The organism is Nitrosomonas sp., assembly GCF_021731985.1.
Lineage (GTDB): Bacteria > Pseudomonadota > Gammaproteobacteria > Burkholderiales > Nitrosomonadaceae > Nitrosomonas.
Genome location: NZ_JAKFWH010000089.1, coordinates 14,847 through 34,216, shown reverse-complemented (window position 1 = coordinate 34,216; position 19,370 = coordinate 14,847). Strand labels below are relative to the sequence as shown.

Here is a 19,370-nt window from a genome sequence, read left to right as displayed (position 1 = left end):
TGGACAGCAAGCCTGGCATATCTGCTGGAAGAAGCTGATTCAAGCACAGAGCCTGCTGCGTACATCGAAGCAATCGCACAAAGTCTATCCGGCGAAGCGGATTCACAAGTGATACTACGGTCCTGGTGTGACGCACTGGATCAAAGCAAAACCTTTGGCACGATTCACACAATCTTACAAACCCTCATTGTAAATGCCCTTGAACGGGATCAAATAGTAAGCGAAGGATCGATTCCAATTACTCGACCAGTATCTGGGCAGAAAATGGATTTAGCTGAATCAGCGGAGTCGTATGCGAGAGAAGAGTCGGCTTTAATTGATTTTGATGCTTTGCTGAATAGAGCGCGATCAGCGGATGTGTTCGAGGAAATTTATATTGACAATGCAGGTCAGGTGTTGGCCGCGCCGTATTTGCCACGTCTGTTTACCATGCTGAAACTGGTTGAAGATGGCGCATTTGTCGATCGTCGTGCGGCTGAACGGGCGGCGCATTTATTGCAATTTATGGTGAATGAGCAGACGCAATCTCCCGAATACCAATTGACATTGAACAAGATATTATGCGGCATATCAACGGGTATTCCTATTTGCAGAGAAATCGATATCAGTGAAAACGAGAAAGAAACAATTGAAGGATTGATACGTGGCATGACCCAGAACTGGAAAACCATCGGCAATACATCCATCAGCGGCTTTAGAGAGACATTCTTGCGACGCAAGGGGAGATTGCAATTAAAAGAAGATGGCATGTGGTATTTAACGATTGAACCTGGGGTATTCGATATGCTATTGGATAGTTTGCCGTGGAGTTTTTCTGTCATCAAACATGCATGGATGGACCGAGCCGTTCACGTGAGCTGGCGTTAATTTAGTGTCTCCATATTTTATTTCAACAGACCGTAACCTATGATGGAAGGCAATGCGAATGCAGCAACTCTGGAAAAGGAAATAGCCTGGTTCAGGGCGGTTCTGGCGGCACGTTGTGATATTTATTTTTGTAGGGAAGGCGCCATGGATGATATTCGTAAACTGTCGCCACCGGATATTGCTGCGGAACAATCGGAGTATGCGCGGCTGGTACAAGAATGCGGCATGGGTTTCGATGAGCGCTTGGTGATCATTCTGGCGCTGTTGCCGCATATTCAGCCGCATGTTCTGGATACTTTTTTGCTCAATAATCAGGATACCGCGCGTGGATTTACTGAATTTGGCGGATGGAAAGGAAAAGGGCATAGCGGATTTCTACCCACGTGCGAAACGGCTGTTTTTATTCTGGCAGGAGAAAGTCTTGCAAAACGTTTTGAAGTGATGCGTTTGTTTCAAACCGATCATTACTTTTTCAAACAACAAATTATCAGGATAGAGCATAGCGCAAGCGGTGAGCCATTCTTAAGTGCTATGCTAATGGTGACGGTCGAATACCTTAACCGATTGACGTTGGGGCGTCGCGATAAACCAGATTACGGCACCAATTTTCCGGCTAAATTAATTACGACATCATTAACCTGGAATGATCTGGTACTTAACTCGGAGGTGATGGATGAAATTGAGAATATCAATACCTGGTTGCAGCATTCGCAAACTATCTTGCAGCAGTGGGATTTAGGTAGAAATATTAAACCGGGATATCGTGCTTTGTTTTATGGTCCGCCTGGAACAGGCAAAACACTGACCGCGACATTGATCGGATCGACTATGGGAGTTGATGTTTATCGTATTGATTTATCTATGATTGTATCTAAGTATATCGGTGAAACGGAAAAGAATCTCGCCAATGTGTTTGATCAAGCTGTTAACAAGAACTGGATTCTTTTTTTTGATGAAGCGGATGCTTTATTCGGTAAAAGAACACAAACCAGTAGTTCGAATGATCGCTACGCTAATCAGGAAATATCGTATTTGCTGCAGCGTGTCGAGGATTATCCAGGCGTGGTAATTTTGGCAACCAACTTGAAGGCTAATATTGATGATGCTTTTGCGCGCCGCTTCCAAACCTCGGTGCATTTTGCCATGCCTGATGCCGATCAACGTTTAAGATTGTGGCAAGGGATGTTTTTAAATAGCAGATTGCTGGCATCTAACGTCGATTTAGTAAAACTGGCGGAAAACTATGAGCTTTCAGGTGGTGCAATTACCAATGCAGTACGTTATGCCGCCATTCAGGCGATACGTATGAAGCGCGATGAAATTTTTCAGGATGATCTGATTAAGGGTGTAATCAAAGAGCTGCTAAAAGAAGGGCGAACCTTGTGAGTATGCGATGAAAAAAATTTTCATTTATTGGATAGTATTCATTCTATGTAATTGCTTTATTTCAATGGTATCTGCAACGAATGTGTACTATGACCGCCTGCTTGATCCGAGTAAATTCAGACAACTGGATAAGCGCACTGTCAACCGTATGCAACAGAATCTTTCTGTGATTTATCAAAATGACCGAGATTGGAGCCGAGATGTTGCGCTTAGCCAGCATCCACTGACAGATGGACTGATGGGGCCGGTGACACTGTTCTGGTTGCAGCGTTTTATCAATGATTTCAAGATAGAGCCTATAGGCAATTATGTGAATGAAACAAAGACTCGCCTGGAACGCATTGCATCCTTTACGAACATGTTTCCGGAAGAAGCGAAAATACTGATCAGTACAGATTTTTCGGATTGGAACGATGGTCAGCCGGAACTGCAAAGGAACAACTACTATAGTGTGATGCGAAGCGGTTCAGATCAAGCCTTGCTTGACCTTGTTCATCTTTATTTGCAGGTGGTTGAACCCTGGTCAGAATCTGCTAGAGTCAGTAAAAACCAGCTTGCTACTTATTATTACCAATTGACGGCCGAAGATTTCAAAATACTGCAAGGCAAAGATCAAATACATGTGCAATTGTCTAAACTGGTTAATAAACAATTTGACAATGTCTCGGCTCTGAAAGAAGCGGTGATCGCAGCGCTTAAGGATCATCCTGAGTTGGTAGATAAGTTGCTACCTGTCATCCAACAATATTATCGTTATGCAGATCCAATCATTAGCCAAAGTTTTCTGGATATTCTGATGGGCGATACGCTATTTACTTCTCTTAACAGCGTTCTCACCACGTTATTGGATAAATCGCTAAACGGAGTGGCTTATCCCGATAAAAGCCTGTTTGATCAGGCAATTAAGTCTAAAATCTATGCGGGTATTGGTGCTTGTCAGGATGTGGATAAGCAAAATAAATATTTATCGAGTTTAAAAATCAGCGATGAAGATTTTAAAAAATTGACTGAAGATCTGCTCACTGGCCCGTATCAAGGGATACCGAATTTTTCGCAACAATTACAGCAGATAGATTTATTGCGCATGCGGCAGAAGGACACTTGCGAAGCTAAAGATTTGGCATCGGTCGACGAGTTTGTGACTGGTTTGTATGATTATGTAGTACAACCCGCCATCGCATTGCTTTATACGAAGAAACCCCAATACAGTGCTGCGTCGCCTATTCAGTGGCGTGGGAATGGTTGTGGTTGTGTACTGGATGATTTGTCGGGGACGGTGTATGGCTTCTATCCATTCTGGCTGGCTAATGGAAAGGAGCAAACAATAAACTTTAGCGTATTGTCCAGAGTAGCTTATTACGGACTTTCTTTCGATGAAAAGGGGGTTATCAAGCAAACGAATAATGCGCATAATGACATCACGATTTTATCGGCGGATGATACCGGTAAGAATCCTCAGATCGCGTTTATCGAAGCAGCCCGGAAACACAATAGCAAGGTCGATTGGGTCATTTATAATGACAAATCCTACTGGGATTGGTGGAAGAAACTGACCTATCCATCTAGAGTATCCATTCTTGAAACTTTGACTGAGAGTATTGTCAGCCTACTAACCAGTCAGATAACCGATAAGTTTTCAAAAATTAAAGAAAATATAACACTGGGTGCCATATCATCGCCAACACGCGGGGATGGTGTGACGCTCTATTTTAATGATTACCCCGATGATTCCGAGTCTATTGGGCTATTCAATCGTTTTTTTGCCGACTTGCAAAAAAAACTGCATGCTCAAGAGAATGATTATTTTATTAATATCCTGGTGCAGCAATCTGCTCTGGGAACCGGCATATACCGCTATTCCAATTTGCTTGAGCGGATCGACAATACAAAGTTTTCCAATGGCACATATACACCACTTGTGACTAATTCACGTGATGATCCAAGAACCAAAATTCTGGTTCTAATCGAAGAACCGACTACGGATTCCAAAAAGAAATTGAGATTGGATTTGGAAAATGGTGAATTGCACGGGATAGAGCGTGGTTTATTGTTAAGAAATATTATTCCGGTAATAGAATTTGATGGCAGGAACTGGAAACAGCTTGAAGATGACGTGGTGTATTTTAAAGATAATTTTGGCGGAATCGGATTCTGGCCCTTAATGGTAAATGAGCCAGCAGTGCTCGAAGAGATGCCGTCCCGGTGTGATGAGATTAATTCTGTAGGCGGCTGTCTGGTAAGGTATTTTCAGAATATGACTTGGCATGGTGAGCCGGAATCATTCTTAGAGAAGATGGTCTGTGAGAATCGCGCTTATTTTCGTATTGCATTGGGTTCGCTAACCGCTTTATGCTTGTTATTTACGAGTCTTTATTTTTATTCTTGTCGTATCCATACAAGAATCAAGAAACTTTATATACCTTATCTGATTATTATCGTTGTGCCCGCGTTGGTCGTCGCGCTGCTTCTGTTAACGTATGACCCCTTACTTGAGCCTATTTCGACTGGGAATTTACCGTTAATTATTGTTCTGTCTGGGGGTGTGGCCATTAGTATTGTCGTGTACCAGAAACGGAAAAAAGAAAAGGTAAAACCTTCGCGGCCCAGGATACAAGCCTCCTATGGCGATTAGGCTGATGCTTAATTCTTTGGTGCGGAGCTTGTCGGTAAGGATAAGTCAATGGATTTGATCGAGAAAGCGACTGTAATGCACTACCACCGTCACCGGATTGCAGAATTTCAACAGGGATCCGTCGAGTCATTAGGGTGGCGCGGAACCTTTAGCCAGCAAGCGCGTTATCAAGTACTGGCAAAAGTCGGTGATTTGAATGGTGCGACCTTGCTGGATATTGGTTGTGGGTATGGTGATTTAAAAGCTTTCCTGGATATGCATTTTTCTGACTTTGATTATATCGGTATTGATCAAATGCCGGAATTCATTGCAGAGGCAAGAAAACGCTATGAGGATTGTAAGCAGACTGTTTTTTATCAAACTGACTTTAGCGCCGCGGAATTACCGCAAGTCGATTATGTCATCGCCAGTGGTGCATTGGGTTACCGCTGTAAAAATGAAGGTTTTTATACCGACATGATCTGCAAACTGTATAACAGCGCCCGGCTTGCATTGGCTTTTAACATGCTGGATAAAAACCATTTTCCGCAGCATGATTTACTGATCGGTCATGATCGCGATGAAATCCTGACACTTTGTCGAACACTATCGCCGCGAGTAGAATGCTTCAGTGATTACCTGGAAGATGATTTTACGGTGTTTATGTATCGAAACGGGGATGATGTTTAGTTGTTTGCATAGAGATTGGAAAAGAATCCAATAAAACGGAGGATTGCGTGAAACGGACTTTGCCGGCTAAATCGGAACAACAAGTAAATCAAGCTCAACCTGCTGATGACAAGCTTAGAGCAAGTCGCACACAAAATATTGTGGATAATCGCCCAAGTACGATTGCACAACGAAGGTTGATAGAAAACATTCGTTCCAGTCCGAAAGCGGTCGCTCAGCGACAGATGACACAATTATTTCAGAATAGCGTCCGTACGCATGATAATGTGGCATTGTCACAAGAAACTGATGTGAAGGGTGAGAAAGCCGGACAACTCAAAAATGATGGGCGAAATTTTAGAAAAATTTCACCGTCTGCAAATGTAGTGCAAAGCAATGCGACTGCGCCAATTCAGCGAAAAATATTTTTTATGGACAGTGCTACCGAGCTATTGCTGCCTAAAGGTAAAGAAGATGGCATAAAGCAGAAAAAAATATTTGAGCTGCTTTGGAAAAATGAATTTACCCAGAATGAACTAACTTATCATAAAGAACGTTTTGTGCTTGAAGCTGAGTTTAAGAAAGCGATCATGGACGCCCTCAGTAGCGAGAATAACTCATTACTGGTTAAAGATGAAACGAGTGATAATCCCAACTTATTTAATATGGGAGCCTTTGTTCTTTCGGCCATTCGGAACTTAGGGCCTAACCCTGCAAATTTCAAAGTTAAACCACCGACACCGGGTTCTATCGGAGTGCGCGGCCTTAATTCAAAATTTGCCTTTAAATATGTTCCTGAGAATAAGGGCGAAAAGAAACCCGGATATGTTGCTAATATTGCATCCTATTATGCAGAAGGTGGCGTTAAAAAAATCGCCAAAAAGTATTTTGATGAAGCGATTTCCGGTAGCGATGACAGTAAAGCCAATAAATTAGCCATCACGATTGGGCTGAATTCATTCAGTCCGGTCATTCAGGAGGATTACGATACACGCAGGAATGTTGTGGAAAGTGCCGTTGATGGACTAGAGATACCGGACTACCCGATCAACTTTAGAGGCTTTGGCTTTTTATGGGAACCTAACTGGCATTTTAAGGAAGAAAAGGTAGATATCCAGAAGTTGCGGAACGTACTCACTTATGGCAGTGACGCAGGTAATCGCAAAGAAAAATTTAAAGAAGTGCAAAAGACTTTATCTGAGAATTATCCTTATGGTGTATTCCGTGAAACCGTAATGGGAAGTACTCACACTCAAGATTTGGTCGATCGTTTGAAGCTTTACAATAACCCAGTCTATATTCATTCGGGCGATGGTGATGCGGTTGGTTTAAAAGTGACTAATGATGCGGATACCGGTATTTCAGATAAAGGTGTTCTGGATAAATTCACCGAACATCTGGAGGACAAAGGAACCGGGGCGCAAATAGTGATCGGCGGGTACAATCTTTACAACCTGGATCAATCACTGCTGCTTACTGAGATTGTGAAAGCGGACAGCCGCTTTGATAATTATCAGAGTGGCGGGAAGATCGATAAGCAAAAACCTTCTGCCAAACTTGAGGACTATAAGGAAGAACATCAGGTTTTCCTGAAACAAAAAATTGCGCAAATTGAGCACATCTCTCAAGTTGGAAATCGCTATGATCGCATTATCCGTGATGCCATCAGCGATGTTTACCCGAAAATGCTCTATCCGACAGAGCCTAACATGTTGATAAAGGCCTATGATACGGATGACGATACTGATTTCTTCAACACCAGCTTATTTGAAAATAAAAAATTAAAGGATCAGGGCAGTTTGTGGGGAGTGGGGGCGTCTGAGGGGCGTATTTTCAAAGAAAATCTTGAGAAGGAATACGGCGAAACGGGAGGCGACGGCAAAGGTTTTGTCGATTGGGCGCAAGGCGCATCATTGCCAACGGATCCGCGTGGCTTTAGCCGTCATTTATTAATTTCCGGCTATGAAAAATTTCCAAGTCAGAAAGCGGATTGGCCACCATTTGCGGAATATGAAAAGAGTAAGGAGAACACCGATATTCCATTGCTGGATGCCGCAGTGCAACAAGCGCAATCTTATACCAGCGCCTACCGGCTGTCCGAGCTTTATGCACAAGCCAGCGTACCGTCAGGACTGTCAAAAGAAAATTACCGGATAAAACTAGGCGAGATAAAAGAAAAAGCCAGGATTGCTTTTAATACAGTGGAGAATGTAGTGAAAAGAATGATGGATGGGAGCGCAAAATTGTCATTTCTTCAACAAGAAGCTGATAAAAGCACTGGTTCTGAGAAGCACGATGAGATAGCAAAACGTATTCGTCAGGAATTGCTTGCTAAGTATAAATTCTATAACGGTATTAAGTAACAGATTGAATCGATGCCAATGTAATAATTTTGATATGTATTGAAAAGTAGTGCTGATTTGTTTGATGAACTTGTGGGATCAATGCCGCAGCCTTTATGCCGCGTATGTAAAATAGAACTTACAAAAGCATAATTGGGTTATTCATCCTAAATTTCTCAGTTGAAGTCACTTAAATCGTTCAAGAATCCCATAGATTAAGGCTTTTTGAAAGATTCATTGCATCACCAATCAGGTGAGATTCTAATAAATTAGCCAGAATTGGCTGAAAGAATTTTCAAATATAGCCTTCAGCTTGATTTAGGCAGCTGAGGTTTTTAGTATAAAAAGACTACTCTACTTGCAGCGAGGTTTTTTATTTTGGAAGATACGAATATCTCAGAATATGCGATAAATGTTGTTTTATAAGTCGTGGTCTACGAAATTCAATTCTTATAACCATGCCAAAGAAAACTGAAATTAACTGGTTAAGCGAGCCAGAAGCGCATAATTATCCGGCAGCCTTGTCTTACTTGAGCCTGATATACGATGAACAGACAGTGATTGGTTATGTGGATAATCTAAAACAGGCGAAGATTTCAGAGTTCAAGGCCAAGGATATTTTTAGAGCATCCAACTTATCATTACTCGGGATAAGTAATGTCCATATCAAGAAAAACCAACAGAAAATACAATCGGGGGATCAGTTATCCCCCATCTTGCTGGTGAGAGATTCGGTGAATGGGAAAGTGATTGTCGCGGATGGCTATCATCGGCTTTGTGCAATCTATACTTACGACGAAGATGCCGTCATTCCGTGCAAAATTGTCTAGCAAGTCCAAAGGTGTGAGATTTGATTGCGGATATCGATAAAGCCGACCCAACAGTAGTCATGGATGAGATTCAGCTTATTCTGGCTGAAAAACGTACCTCACTTTCCGTGATGCGGACAGGTATAGCCATATTGGCCCTTCCTTTATCCGTTATGAGCGTGCTGGTAGCGACATCAAGAATGTATGATGCAGAAAGTGTTTTGCACTTTCTGATTCCATTGGGGTTACTTAGTCTTGCCTTGGTTGGTTTAAGTGTTTATCTGATTATCCGTTCGATCATTCGAATTCACTTCTATGACAAGCTGCTTTACAAAATAAAGCTAAAGAAAAGTGATCTTGCCGAGCTGATTGAATAAATTTACTTCAGGAATTGAATGATTACACTCTGATTCGCATGTTTTTTCGTGGCGGTTATATGTATGTTTTTGCCACAAATTCAATGAATTAAAATTTTGTTCCGGGTATCATTCTTAACTGCCCGTGATCAATCCATCTGGTTGCGACAATTTGTCACATTCCCTTTTCTTTATTTTGCCTGGATAATCCTATCTGGATTGAGCGGTTACAGTTACTGACCAAATTATTAATTTTTGTCTATTTTAGGCCCTCCTAGCTTAATAGATTGTTATGAACAGTGCAGATTGTTTTGTATTGCAATCATGGTAAGGATCATAACTTTACTTTCTTCCCCCTCCCCATTCCATGCCTCCCTCCCTCAAAAGCGCTTCTACTCAGGCTGGCATCGGAATGGTTTTTTTCAATCAGTGCACTGTCAAGTTGAGCATTGATTGAAATTTCATCGGTTTATTTTCCTCTTGGTTTTTCCTCGGTTCGTTTACACTCTGTTAGACAGAGCGATGAATTTGATGTATTTTTGTATCAAATTGGTCTATTAGTCTAGGTTGCTAAAATATAATGCGAAGGGGGTAATATGAAGCGATCATTACCGGTTGAATCAGAGCGGCAACAAACGCGCAATCCTGCTGCCGTGGCAGCTATTTCATCTGTTCATCAAGCTTTTGTGGATAATCGTGAATCAACAGCTGCCCAAAGGCAGATGATCACTACTATGGCCAATTCTCCTCAAGCCATCGCGCAGCGCCAAATGAGCCAACAAATGCACAGCAGCTCGCGCGTGCTGGCGCAGCGCAAGTTATTTTCTGGTGAATCCGTGCAGCGTGTTGAGGAAGATGAATCCCTGCAAAAGAAATCCGAGCCGATCCAACGGGTCGAGGAGGAAGAATTACAGAAAAAAGCAGCCACGGACTCTCCTGCACAATTGAAAGAGCAGTCTTCCGTCCAAACAAACAACACCGCGAACAACACTGGCCTGCCGGACAACCTCAAAACCGGCATTGAATCGCTTTCCGGTATGTCCATGGACTCCGTCCGGGTTCATTACAACTCATCTCAACCTGCGCAGCTTAACGCTTTAGCTTATGCGCAAGGCACCGACATCCACGTGGCACCGGGGCAGGAGCAACATTTGCCGCATGAAGCTTGGCATGTGGTGCAGCAAGCGCAAGGTCGCGTTCAACCGACGATGCAGATGAAAGATGGGGTTCCGGTTAATGATGATCAAGGACTTGAGCGGGAAGCGGATGTGATGGGGGCTAAAGCGGTGCAGATGCGGGAAAGACAAGATTCAAAATATGCTCTTGGCGCGTACTCCGGTATTGGCCAGACTGTGCAACGGATTATTCACATTGGTCGAGAACCGGCTAATCCAAACGCATATCGTACTATAACCACTATTAATGGCTCGACTCCGTTTCATTATGGAGGGGGGCCTATGAATATCGCTGCAGGGGTTTATAACAACAACCGCCAGAATGCCGGGGTTCCAGTTGTGCCTGTGGCCACTGTCGACGGAAAATCTGACCATTCAAGTAATTCGTTGCTTGATAGGACTTGGGCATCAAATCAAACACCTGAAATTGACCATATAGTCCCGGTCTTAAACTACGGTTCCAATTCTTACAATAATGCACGCGTTTTGAGCAAGACTGAAAACAACAACGGTGTCGCTGCCCGTCCTGGCGGAGGTGCCATCAATACCATAGCACATCACAGAATACAGATCACAGATGCGGGAGGCTATAACCATACCGTAGCACAAGGAGGCGCTCTTGATGGTAACGATCTGGCAAGAGTAACTACCTTTGGAGGTATTGGGGCAGTAATAGGTGCCAACAGCGGTGCTGTTAGTAATAACGTACAAATTGACGAGGTTTAGAAGAGGAAGAACCACTGCAAAAAAATAGCAGCTGAATCTCTCCGGCACAATTGGAACAACAATCCTCCGCTAAACCCAATAACACCGGTTTTCCGGACAACCTAAAACCGGCATCGAATCGCTTTCCGGTATGTCCATGGACTCCGTCCGGGTTCATTACAATTCGTCCCAGCCCGCGCAGCTTAACGCTTTGGCCTATGCGCAAGGAAGGGTTCAGCCGACCCTGCAAATGGCGGAGGGAACGCCGATAAACGACGATCTCGGGTTGGAACAGGAAGCGGATGTCATGGGTGCAAAAGCTGCCGGATAGATTGGATAGAATACGCTACCGGATAGCATGGTTTGCCAGCGCACGAAAATCACCTTCCCAGCTCTTTAGTTTGTCATGCGCATGGCGGCGCTGGGTGGCGTTGGTGCTGTTGTGCATCTGCGCGATGAAAGCGCAGTTGTATTCGGTCAGTTTCACCTGGTAGGCGCGGTAGTGGGCATCCGCAGAGCGCTCGACGCGCTCGACCAATACGCGCAGTGCTGCGACGACCTGTTCGGTTTCTACCGGTTCAGCGGCCAGGCGGCGCAGTGTCAACAAAGTCTCGTGCTGCCGGCGCTGGCGCTCGATCAGCCAGGCTTCGGGGTCGAAAGGTGACGCTGCAATGCTGGCAGCGACCAAGCGTCGTTGTGCCTCGTCAATGCTGCCGTAGAGATTCTCGATGCGTTTGATAGTGCGCTTGGTCGATGCCTCCAGTCGTTCTTCGATATTCGGTTGCAGGTGGTCGCGCCGCAGTTCTTCGTTTCCCTTGCTGTAGTGTTTCTCCATATGTTGCCATTGCGCTTCACCCAAACCCGGCACTAACGGTGCGCCGAGCTGCAGCATATGATCGAACGCTGGCGCCACGGTGTTTCTCAGTTCCTCGGACCAACCGCAAACCTGTGCCGGTGTCACTGAATCGTCGAGCTGATTGCGCAGCCCGGCTAGCAAAGCCGCGTATTCCGGGAGCTGCGTTTTGCGGTGCCAATCAAACCACCGGCGGATTGCTTCCTTGGCGTGCGGTGTCTGTTCGCTGCTAAAGTTGACGTAACCATCGAGCCACCACCAGACCAACTGTGGTCCTTGATCGTAACCGAGGCGCAACATACTGCAACTGCCGAGCAGGAGCAGCAAACAGATCAATACGCCTCTCGCAAGAGACATCCGCAGGGCATTCCCCATTGTACTCATCGGTTGCAAACTAAAAGATGCAAGCAGGGGCTTACGATAATGCATTTTGGTTCTCACGAGATAGAAATACTCCTAGTTTTTTTACAGCAATAGGGCACCTCTAAAAATCCAAATTTCGTCACAACACTTTGTTGCTCACAAGAAATGTTTCCTTACATATCAGTTATATGCTGCGTCACCATTTTTTGCTCGCGCCTCGTTTTGTTTAGAATTTTGAATTTTTAGAGGTGCCCAATAGAAATTTATATCAGTCTGGGCAAAATGGTTAGGATTAATCGCTTATTAGCGATAAGATTACCAATATTACTCCCCTTTGAGCATTCATTTCAGCATTGAAGTCCATTCCTCGGCTTTTTTATATCCATGACCCCATGTGTAGCTGGTGTTACGCCTTCAGCCAAAGCTGGGCTGCGTTGCAACAGGATTTGCCGCGCGATATGGAAATTGTTTATCTTGTTGGCGGGCTGGCGCCGGATACCACAGAACCCATGCCGCTCGCGACGCAAGCAATGGTGCAGCAGGCATGGCAGCGCATCGAGCAAACCGTCCCCGGTGTTCACTTCAACTGGGACTTCTGGTCACAGAATACGCCGATCCGTTCAACTTATCCGGCCTGCCGGGCCGTTCTGGCAGCCAAAAAGCAAAGCGCCGAGGCTGAGCCGGAAATGATACGCGCCATTCAGACCGCTTATTATCAACAAGCGAAGAATCCATCACTGCCGGAAACCTTGCAAGGTTGTGCCCGCGAGATTGGATTGAACGAAGAAGTTTTTATCGAAGATCTGAAGAATCCGGCGATAGAAAGTGAATTACAGCATCAAATTCAACTGGCAAGAAGCATGGATGGCTATTCCTATCCGTCTTTGCGGCTGGTGCATAATAGTACCGTGTTTCCGATTGCGATTGATTATCTGGATCATCGCACCATGCTGAATGAGATAAAAACTATCGTATCTGTAGTGGTTCACCTTGATCTGACAACTTCAGAAACTAACCTCTATTAATCTGTAAGAAAACTCAGGATTGTTTACAGAGAGGTTGATTGAAGTTGTTGTGGTGTACGTCGTCAAATCACTCACCCAACGTGGTGTACTTAAGCAATCTGAATCGAAATTTCTGCTGTGCACGTATATTTGCAGCTACAATTCCATGTAGGTTTTCGTCCCACGTTGTGTATTGATCGATGAATTTTTCAGATACTGCTTTGTCACCCTGGAACTGCACATCAAGAGTCTTGGCTAGCATCTTTCCGGCAACGTCGTGATACTTGTCGTAGTGAATATGCAAAGTCTTCGTCGTTTGATCGAACGATAGCAGGTCATTCTCCATAAAGAAGTTCCACTGCATTAGCTGCATAGTGTTGTGGGGCTGGTCGCGCCGCGGTTTGTTGTTTAGCAACACGCGCAGTATTCCTGCGGCGTAGACGCTCCGCAGTTGCGCGTCAGTGTAGTAACCCTGCTTGTGTAGCGCTTTGGCAACAAATAGAGACACAAGATCAGCTTTCAGTTCTTCGAGGGTGCTGGAGTTGTCCTCAAACGCTATCCCGAGGTCGCGACCATCTTTAGTTCTGTCGACGCCGAGATAATGACCCACCTCATGCCACACCGTATTATAAAATTCTCCGTCTAAAGTTAGTTCTTTCGCTTGCTCTTCTCCGACGGCAGCGGTAAGTTTTCGCGTCATATCTTCAAAGATGTTTGGTTCGCGCAGAATGTTTGCACGCAACAAGATCGTGCGTCCGTATCGACGTGCCAAGTAGCTTTCATTTGGTAGAATCGTGGCTGTATTGATGCCGCGAGACTCACCAAAGTCGGCAATTACATCGTAAACACCGATAGGAATATCTTCCCGAATTTTCTTGTGATTGAGGTAAGGAAGCGAATCTTCCAAAGATTGCAAGCCCTTAATCGCTTGGCGCAGTGCAGCAGTCTCAGCTTGCCGTGTCAACAGAAGACTGAAAGCAAAAAACGTCTTCACGCCATAGAGTTCATCATTGTAGGTTTCATATGACCCAATCTCAGCATTAATATTCTTGAAATGTCCTGTGACCCAACTTGCATCGCCTGATTCGTAATCGTTCGTCAACAAGTCACGAGCTTTATTTCGCAAGTAGCGTGCAAACTCCCAATCGTCTTTATTAATTGCATCGGCTGCTTCGTTCAAAAGCTGATTTGCTGTAAACAGATCATCTGCGTATGCGACTGCGTAAGGAACGGTATAGATACCACCAGTTCCTTGTTTGGTTTCGAGCGCTTGCAATTTGCCGAGCAGATTTGGATGTAGTGTTTTGAGTGCTGGATACTTCCTCAAGGTTGCGATATCCGCTCGAATGTCTTGTATCTCTACTCGGCGAACAACGGTTCTTAAGTCGAGTACTTCTTCACGTAATTGACCGGTTGCATCTTCTTTAACGGCCGCCTCGATCAGCTCCTTCGTGATCTTCCAAGGATACAGATTCATACCTGGCTGGATTGGATCGACAGGCAAAAAGGATTCACGTTTGTTCTCAAGCGTCGTTGCAATGGGACCTCGATACAATCGATAGAGGTTCAAGAGATTTTGCGTAGCTTGAGAACTGTTTGCCTTATCAAGTTGCACGAGAATATGGTGTGAACTCTGTGCTTGTGGGTGTCGCTGTTTTTCATATAAGCGCTGAAAAATGTTCCCAGCTAGCAGTAGTTTCTCGATCGCGATTCGTTCGCCAGTGCTGAGTTCTGAAAGATTGGTAGTGAGATGAATTGTTTGTGTCTCGTCGATTAAAGGTTGGCTTTTCTCGAGTGACCAGTAACCATTTGGCAGTGAAGCTGGTTTCATGGTTTTGTTGTTTTGCGTCTGGCATGCTGTAGCTAATGTCAGAGAAAGAAGAATTAGAAAAAGATTTTTCATTGTTGAGTCCCTATTCGTGGCTTTTCCTAGGTAATTCATGCAAATACATTTATTCTTGAAAGATGTTGTCAGAAAATGATTTGGCTTTGGCTCAGGTGAGTGATTGCTTCTGCTCGTAAGCGGGCATTTCAATCACTCCAATTATTATCTCATCCAAAAGAAAAAAATTTCTTCAATCTATCCATGAAGCTGCCTGAATTTGCGTGGGCTGTTTCATTTTTGTCGGCCAGTAAATTTTCCAGGGTTAACTGATAAATTTTCGACAGTTGCTCGATGTCATCGACTGCAACATACTCATTCAATTTGTGTATCGTTGCATTGAGCGGGCCAAATTCGATGACTTGCGCGCAGATATCGGCGATAAAGCGGCCGTCCGAGGTGCCGCCGGAAGTGGAAAGCTGTGGTTCGAGGGTGGTGACTTGGGTAATGGCATCGCTCATGGCGTTGGCTAGTTCACCTTTGGACGTGAGAAAAGGTTTTCCTGAGAGTTCCCACGCTAATTCATAGTCAAAGCCATGCCGGTCAAGAATTTCATACACGCGGGCTTTGAGGGAATCGACGGTGCTGGCGGTGGAGAAACGGAAATTGAATAATAAATTCAGTGTGCCGGGAATGACGTTGGTGGCGCCGGTGCCGCCATGAATATTCGAGATATGCCAGGTGGTTGGCGGAAAATATTCATTGCCTTGATCCCATTCGGTTTGCGCCAATTCCGCAATGGCCGGCGCGGCCAGATGGATCGGGTTTTTTGCCAGGTGCGGGTAAGCGATATGGCCTTGTATGCCTTTAATCGTCAGATTGCCGGACAGAGAGCCGCGGCGGCCGTTTTTGAGGGTGTCTCCCAACTTTTCGGTGCAAGTGGGTTCGCCCACAATACAGTAATCCAGTAATTCGCCGCGCGCTTTGAGCGTTTCGACCACTTTGACCGTGCCGTCGACTGCGATGCCTTCTTCGTCGGAAGTGATCAGCAGCGCAATCGATCCTTGATGATTGGCATGGTGTGCGACAAAAGCTTCGATGGCGGTGATAAAGGCTGCGAGCGACGATTTCATGTCGACAGCGCCGCGTCCATAGAGTTTGCCATCGCGGATGGCGGGGGTAAATGGATCGCTGTCCCACTGTTCCAGCGGGCCGGTGGGCACCACATCGGTATGTCCCGCAAAGCAGAGCACGGGAGCTGTATTGCCACGGCGCGCCCAAAGATTATCGACTTCGCCAAAACGCATTTTTTCAATATGGAAACCGAGTTTTTCCAAACGCTCGATTAAAATGTCCTGACAACCGTCATCGGCAGGTGTCAGTGAGCGGCGGGTAATCAGTGTCTGCGCGAGGGCCAGTGTGTCATTGGACATGGGATTTTTCCTGAATTTAAGTAATGAAATAGTTTTTATAGCGTGAGTGTATGAATTACACAACAATATGTCCATAAAACTTTCGGGTTAATGTAGGGATTTAAGTGATTATCCTGTAAATTTGAGGCGGTAAGCTATTGAACAGGCTGTCAAGGAAACTCTGATTAAGTTGATTACATTCATGGTTCGACAAGCTCACCACGAACGTAATCAATATATTACCGTTCGTCCTGAGCCTGTCGAAGGACTTGATCAGAGTTTCCTTAAACCGATGCCGGATTCTACATAGCTGATTCATGTCTTGCACTGTTGACATGTAATGTGCGTAACTTGATTTGGGCTTAACTCACTACGGGGAAAATCATCATGCTTATGTTTCTCTTTTATGTCATCTTGCTGCTCGTTGCAGTCATTAGTTTAATTCTGGCAGTTCCTGTCATACGCCGTTTCCTGGTTTCAAATCAGGTTCTGAAAATTTTTCGCAAAATGCTTCCGCAAATTTCCCAGACGGAGCAGGAAGCATTGGATGCAGGCACGGTTTGGTGGGAAGGTGAATTATTCAGCGGCAAACCCGACTGGAAAAAATTGCTGGCTTATCCGAAGCCGCAATTGACGGCGGAGGAACAAGCTTTTCTCAATGGTCCGGTTGAGCAATTATGCGCGATGCTGGATGAATGGAAGATTACTCATGAGTTGAAAGATTTGCCGCCGGAAGTCTGGCAGTTTATCAAGGAAAAAGGCTTTTTTGGTTTGATTATCCCCAAGCAGTATGGCGGCTACGGATTTTCAGCGCTGGCACACTCCGAAGTCGTGATGAAAATCGGTTCGCGCAGCGGTACTGCGGCAGTAACGGTGATGGTGCCGAATTCATTGGGACCGGCTGAGCTGCTGTTGCATTATGGCACCGAGAAACAGAAAGAATATTATCTGCCGCGTCTTGCCAAGGGTCTGGAAGTGCCGTGTTTTGCGCTGACTTCACCGGAAGCTGGCTCGGATGCCGGTTCCATGCCGGATTTTGCGATCGTCTGCCGGGGTGAGTATGACGGCAAAACCGATGTCCTGGGTATGCGGGTAACCTGGGAGAAACGCTATATTACCCTGGGCCCGGTTGCGACCATTTTAGGGCTGGCATTCAAGCTGTATGATCCCGACAAATTACTCGGCGGAAATGAAGATCTCGGTATTACGCTGGCGCTTATTCCCACCAACACCCCGGGGGTGAATATCGGGCGGCGGCATTATCCGCTCAATGGGGCATTCCAAAATGGCCCCAATTGGGGAAAGGAAGTATTCATTCCGATGGATTGGATCATCGGCGGGCAAGAAGGGGTCGGGCAAGGGTGGCGCATGTTGATGAACTGTCTGTCAGTCGGGCGCGCCATTTCGTTGCCAGCCACCAGTGTGGGCGCGGCAAAATTGGCAGCACGAACCGCTGGCGCGTATAGCCGGGTGCGTACGCAATTTAAAACGCCGATCGGTTATTTCGAAGGAATCGAGGAAGCACTGGCGCGGATTGGCGGCAATACCTACATGATGGATGCCGCGCGTGTCATGACAGCCGGCTCGGTTGATCTGGGCGAGAAACCCTCGGTGGCTTCGGCGATCGTCAAATATCATCTGACCGAACGGGGACGTCAAGCGGTTAACGATGCCATGGATATTCACGGCGGCAAAGCAATCTGTATCGGCCCAAGAAACTATCTGGGGCGCACTTATCAGCAGATTCCCGTCAGCATCACCGTAGAAGGCGCCAATATTCTGACGCGTAACATGATTATTTTTGGCCAGGGTGCGATCCGTTGCCATCCTTATCTGCTAAAAGAAGTCAACGCCACGCAGGATAAAAACCCGGATAGCGCATCGCTGGCGTTTGACGAAGCATTGATGGGGCATGCAAAGTTTACGCTGCGTAATACCGCCAACAGTTTGGTGTACGCATTGTTTGGTGATTATATAAAAGACAATGCGCCGGAAAACAGCTCCCCGGAAACGGCCGTTTATTATCGCCAACTGGCACGTTTTTCCGCCAGCTTCGCCTTTATCGCCGATGTCGGGCTGATGCGATTAGGCGGCTCACTCAAACGTAAAGAAAGATTATCCGCCAGACTGGGTGATATTTTGAGCATGCTTTATTTATGCTCGGCAACATTGAAACGTTTCGAGGATGATGGCCGTCCCAGTGCTGATTTGCCGCTGTTGCACTGGTCGATGCAGGATGCCCTATATCAAATGCAACAGGCCTTTGATGAATTTCTGACTAACTTCCCCGGACATATTGCGCTGATCTGGTTGCTGAGAGCGCTGGTTTTCCCGCTCGGCAAACGCTGCAAGCGGCCTGCTGACGACTTGGCGCATGAGGTTTCCCGGTTAATGATGGAACCGGGTGCCGTGCGGGATCGACTGACGACCGGGATTTATGTGCCGACAGCGGATAACGAGCCGATGGCGGATTTGGAATTGGCCTTGCAATGTGTTGTCGAGTGCGGGGCGGTTGAAGCCAAGCTGCGGGAAGCTACTAAGCTACGCCAAATTACTGCGCGAGGCGATGAGAAAATTGCCCAGGCATTGGCACTCAAAGTCATCACTGCTGAAGAAGCCGACTTGCTGAATAAGATGAAAGACTTGCGCAGCCGGGTGGTTAAGGTGGATGATTTTCCGCCTGATTTTGGTAAGGAAGTCAAAACCGCTAGTAACGGAGGCGGCAAAGCAACCAGAAGTGCAGTAAATAGTGATAAAAATACTGCTGCTGCCAAGCGTGGTGATGATACGGCCAGTACGGCCAGCGAAAGTACAGAGAGCGCCAAGACAGCCAGTGAAAATAAGGATACAGTGGAGTAAAATTTACTAAAAAACCACTGAATTATTCGTCGCACCGGCGAAAGCTGGTGCCCAGTTTGTTGATTCTTCTGAATTCCGGCTTTCGCCGGAATGACACATTCCTAATAATTCATCGTTGGAATCTTTGACTGAAGTAA

13 protein-coding genes are annotated in these 19,370 nt (G+C 45.7%); 10 read left to right on the top strand and 3 right to left on the bottom strand.

Translation table 11 applies throughout. From position 1 onward, the window contains the following. The 8 genes from QZ942_RS13315 to QZ942_RS13280 form a co-directional block, all read left to right on the top strand. The coding region (locus tag QZ942_RS13315; protein WP_292996432.1) for a contractile injection system tape measure protein at nucleotides 1-867 on the top strand (867 nt) is incomplete at its 5' end. Between the two features lie 39 nt (nucleotides 868-906). Next, nucleotides 907-2,253 carry an ATP-binding protein gene (locus QZ942_RS13310; protein ID WP_292996430.1) on the top strand — a complete coding sequence of 449 codons (1,347 nt, stop codon included), beginning with the start codon at nucleotides 907-909 and terminating at the stop codon, nucleotides 2,251-2,253. A gap of 7 nt (nucleotides 2,254-2,260) precedes the next feature. Then, nucleotides 2,261-4,885, top strand: a complete 2,625-nt coding sequence (locus tag QZ942_RS13305) for a hypothetical protein (RefSeq protein ID WP_292996427.1) — start codon at nucleotides 2,261-2,263, stop codon at nucleotides 4,883-4,885. A 48-nt stretch (nucleotides 4,886-4,933) separates the two neighbouring features. Continuing rightward, nucleotides 4,934-5,554, top strand: a complete 621-nt coding sequence (locus QZ942_RS13300) for a class I SAM-dependent methyltransferase (RefSeq protein ID WP_292996424.1) — start codon at nucleotides 4,934-4,936, stop codon at nucleotides 5,552-5,554. Nucleotides 5,555-5,601: 47 nt separating this feature from the next. Further along, entirely contained in the window at nucleotides 5,602-7,896 is a 2,295-nt protein-coding gene (locus tag QZ942_RS13295; RefSeq protein ID WP_292996421.1) for a hypothetical protein, read from the top strand. Nucleotides 7,897-8,333: 437 nt separating this feature from the next. Beyond that, nucleotides 8,334-8,705 carry a hypothetical protein gene (locus tag QZ942_RS13290; protein WP_292996419.1) on the top strand — a complete coding sequence of 124 codons (372 nt, stop codon included), beginning with the start codon at nucleotides 8,334-8,336 and terminating at the stop codon, nucleotides 8,703-8,705. A gap of 20 nt (nucleotides 8,706-8,725) precedes the next feature. After that, nucleotides 8,726-9,061, top strand: coding sequence for a hypothetical protein (locus QZ942_RS13285; RefSeq protein ID WP_292996416.1), 336 nt, complete (start codon nucleotides 8,726-8,728; stop codon nucleotides 9,059-9,061). A 575-nt stretch (nucleotides 9,062-9,636) separates the two neighbouring features. Then, nucleotides 9,637-10,941: a DUF4157 domain-containing protein gene (locus QZ942_RS13280; RefSeq protein ID WP_292996413.1), complete on the top strand. Its 1,305-nt coding sequence runs from the start codon at nucleotides 9,637-9,639 to the stop codon at nucleotides 10,939-10,941. 325 nt (nucleotides 10,942-11,266) lie between these two features. Here QZ942_RS13280 and QZ942_RS13275 read toward each other — a convergent pair whose 3' ends face one another. Further along, on the bottom strand, nucleotides 11,267-12,202 hold the full coding sequence (locus QZ942_RS13275; protein ID WP_292996410.1) for a DUF6279 family lipoprotein: 936 nt from the start codon (nucleotides 12,200-12,202) through the stop codon (nucleotides 11,267-11,269). Nucleotides 12,203-12,528: 326 nt separating this feature from the next. Here QZ942_RS13275 and QZ942_RS13270 point away from each other — a divergent pair, with 326 nt between their 5' ends. Further along, nucleotides 12,529-13,161 carry a DsbA family protein gene (locus QZ942_RS13270; protein ID WP_292996407.1) on the top strand — a complete coding sequence of 211 codons (633 nt, stop codon included), beginning with the start codon at nucleotides 12,529-12,531 and terminating at the stop codon, nucleotides 13,159-13,161. 67 nt (nucleotides 13,162-13,228) lie between these two features. On the opposite strand, the gene QZ942_RS13265 is transcribed toward QZ942_RS13270, so the two are convergent. Together QZ942_RS13265 and dapE are read right to left on the bottom strand one after the other, a co-directional pair. Further along, nucleotides 13,229-15,043 carry a zincin-like metallopeptidase domain-containing protein gene (locus tag QZ942_RS13265; RefSeq protein ID WP_292996405.1) on the bottom strand — a complete coding sequence of 605 codons (1,815 nt, stop codon included), beginning with the start codon at nucleotides 15,041-15,043 and terminating at the stop codon, nucleotides 13,229-13,231. Between the two features lie 149 nt (nucleotides 15,044-15,192). Beyond that, entirely contained in the window at nucleotides 15,193-16,395 is a 1,203-nt protein-coding gene (dapE, locus tag QZ942_RS13260; protein ID WP_292996402.1) for a succinyl-diaminopimelate desuccinylase, read from the bottom strand. 366 nt (nucleotides 16,396-16,761) lie between these two features. Between dapE and QZ942_RS13255 the strand changes: the two genes are divergently transcribed. Then, complete coding sequence (locus QZ942_RS13255; RefSeq protein WP_292996400.1) at nucleotides 16,762-19,233, top strand: acyl-CoA dehydrogenase; 2,472 nt, start codon at nucleotides 16,762-16,764, stop codon at nucleotides 19,231-19,233. The last annotated feature ends 137 nt before the right edge of the window (nucleotides 19,234-19,370 follow it).

Bases quoted from the DNA above. Each gene is read 5' to 3' on its own strand.
- QZ942_RS13310 (WP_292996430.1), top strand. From the start codon at position 907: ATGATGGAAGGCAATGCGAATGCAGCAACTCTGGAAAAGGAAATAGCC.
- QZ942_RS13305 (WP_292996427.1), top strand. From the start codon at position 2,261: ATGAAAAAAATTTTCATTTATTGGATAGTATTCATTCTATGTAATTGC.
- QZ942_RS13300 (WP_292996424.1), top strand. From the start codon at position 4,934: ATGGATTTGATCGAGAAAGCGACTGTAATGCACTACCACCGTCACCGG.
- QZ942_RS13290 (WP_292996419.1), top strand. From the start codon at position 8,334: ATGCCAAAGAAAACTGAAATTAACTGGTTAAGCGAGCCAGAAGCGCAT.
- QZ942_RS13280 (WP_292996413.1), top strand. From the start codon at position 9,637: ATGAAGCGATCATTACCGGTTGAATCAGAGCGGCAACAAACGCGCAAT.
- QZ942_RS13275 (WP_292996410.1), bottom strand. From the start codon at position 12,202: ATGCATTATCGTAAGCCCCTGCTTGCATCTTTTAGTTTGCAACCGATG.
- QZ942_RS13270 (WP_292996407.1), top strand. From the start codon at position 12,529: ATGTGTAGCTGGTGTTACGCCTTCAGCCAAAGCTGGGCTGCGTTGCAA.
- QZ942_RS13265 (WP_292996405.1), bottom strand. From the start codon at position 15,043: ATGAAAAATCTTTTTCTAATTCTTCTTTCTCTGACATTAGCTACAGCA.
- dapE (WP_292996402.1), bottom strand. From the start codon at position 16,395: ATGTCCAATGACACACTGGCCCTCGCGCAGACACTGATTACCCGCCGC.
- QZ942_RS13255 (WP_292996400.1), top strand. From the start codon at position 16,762: ATGCTTATGTTTCTCTTTTATGTCATCTTGCTGCTCGTTGCAGTCATT.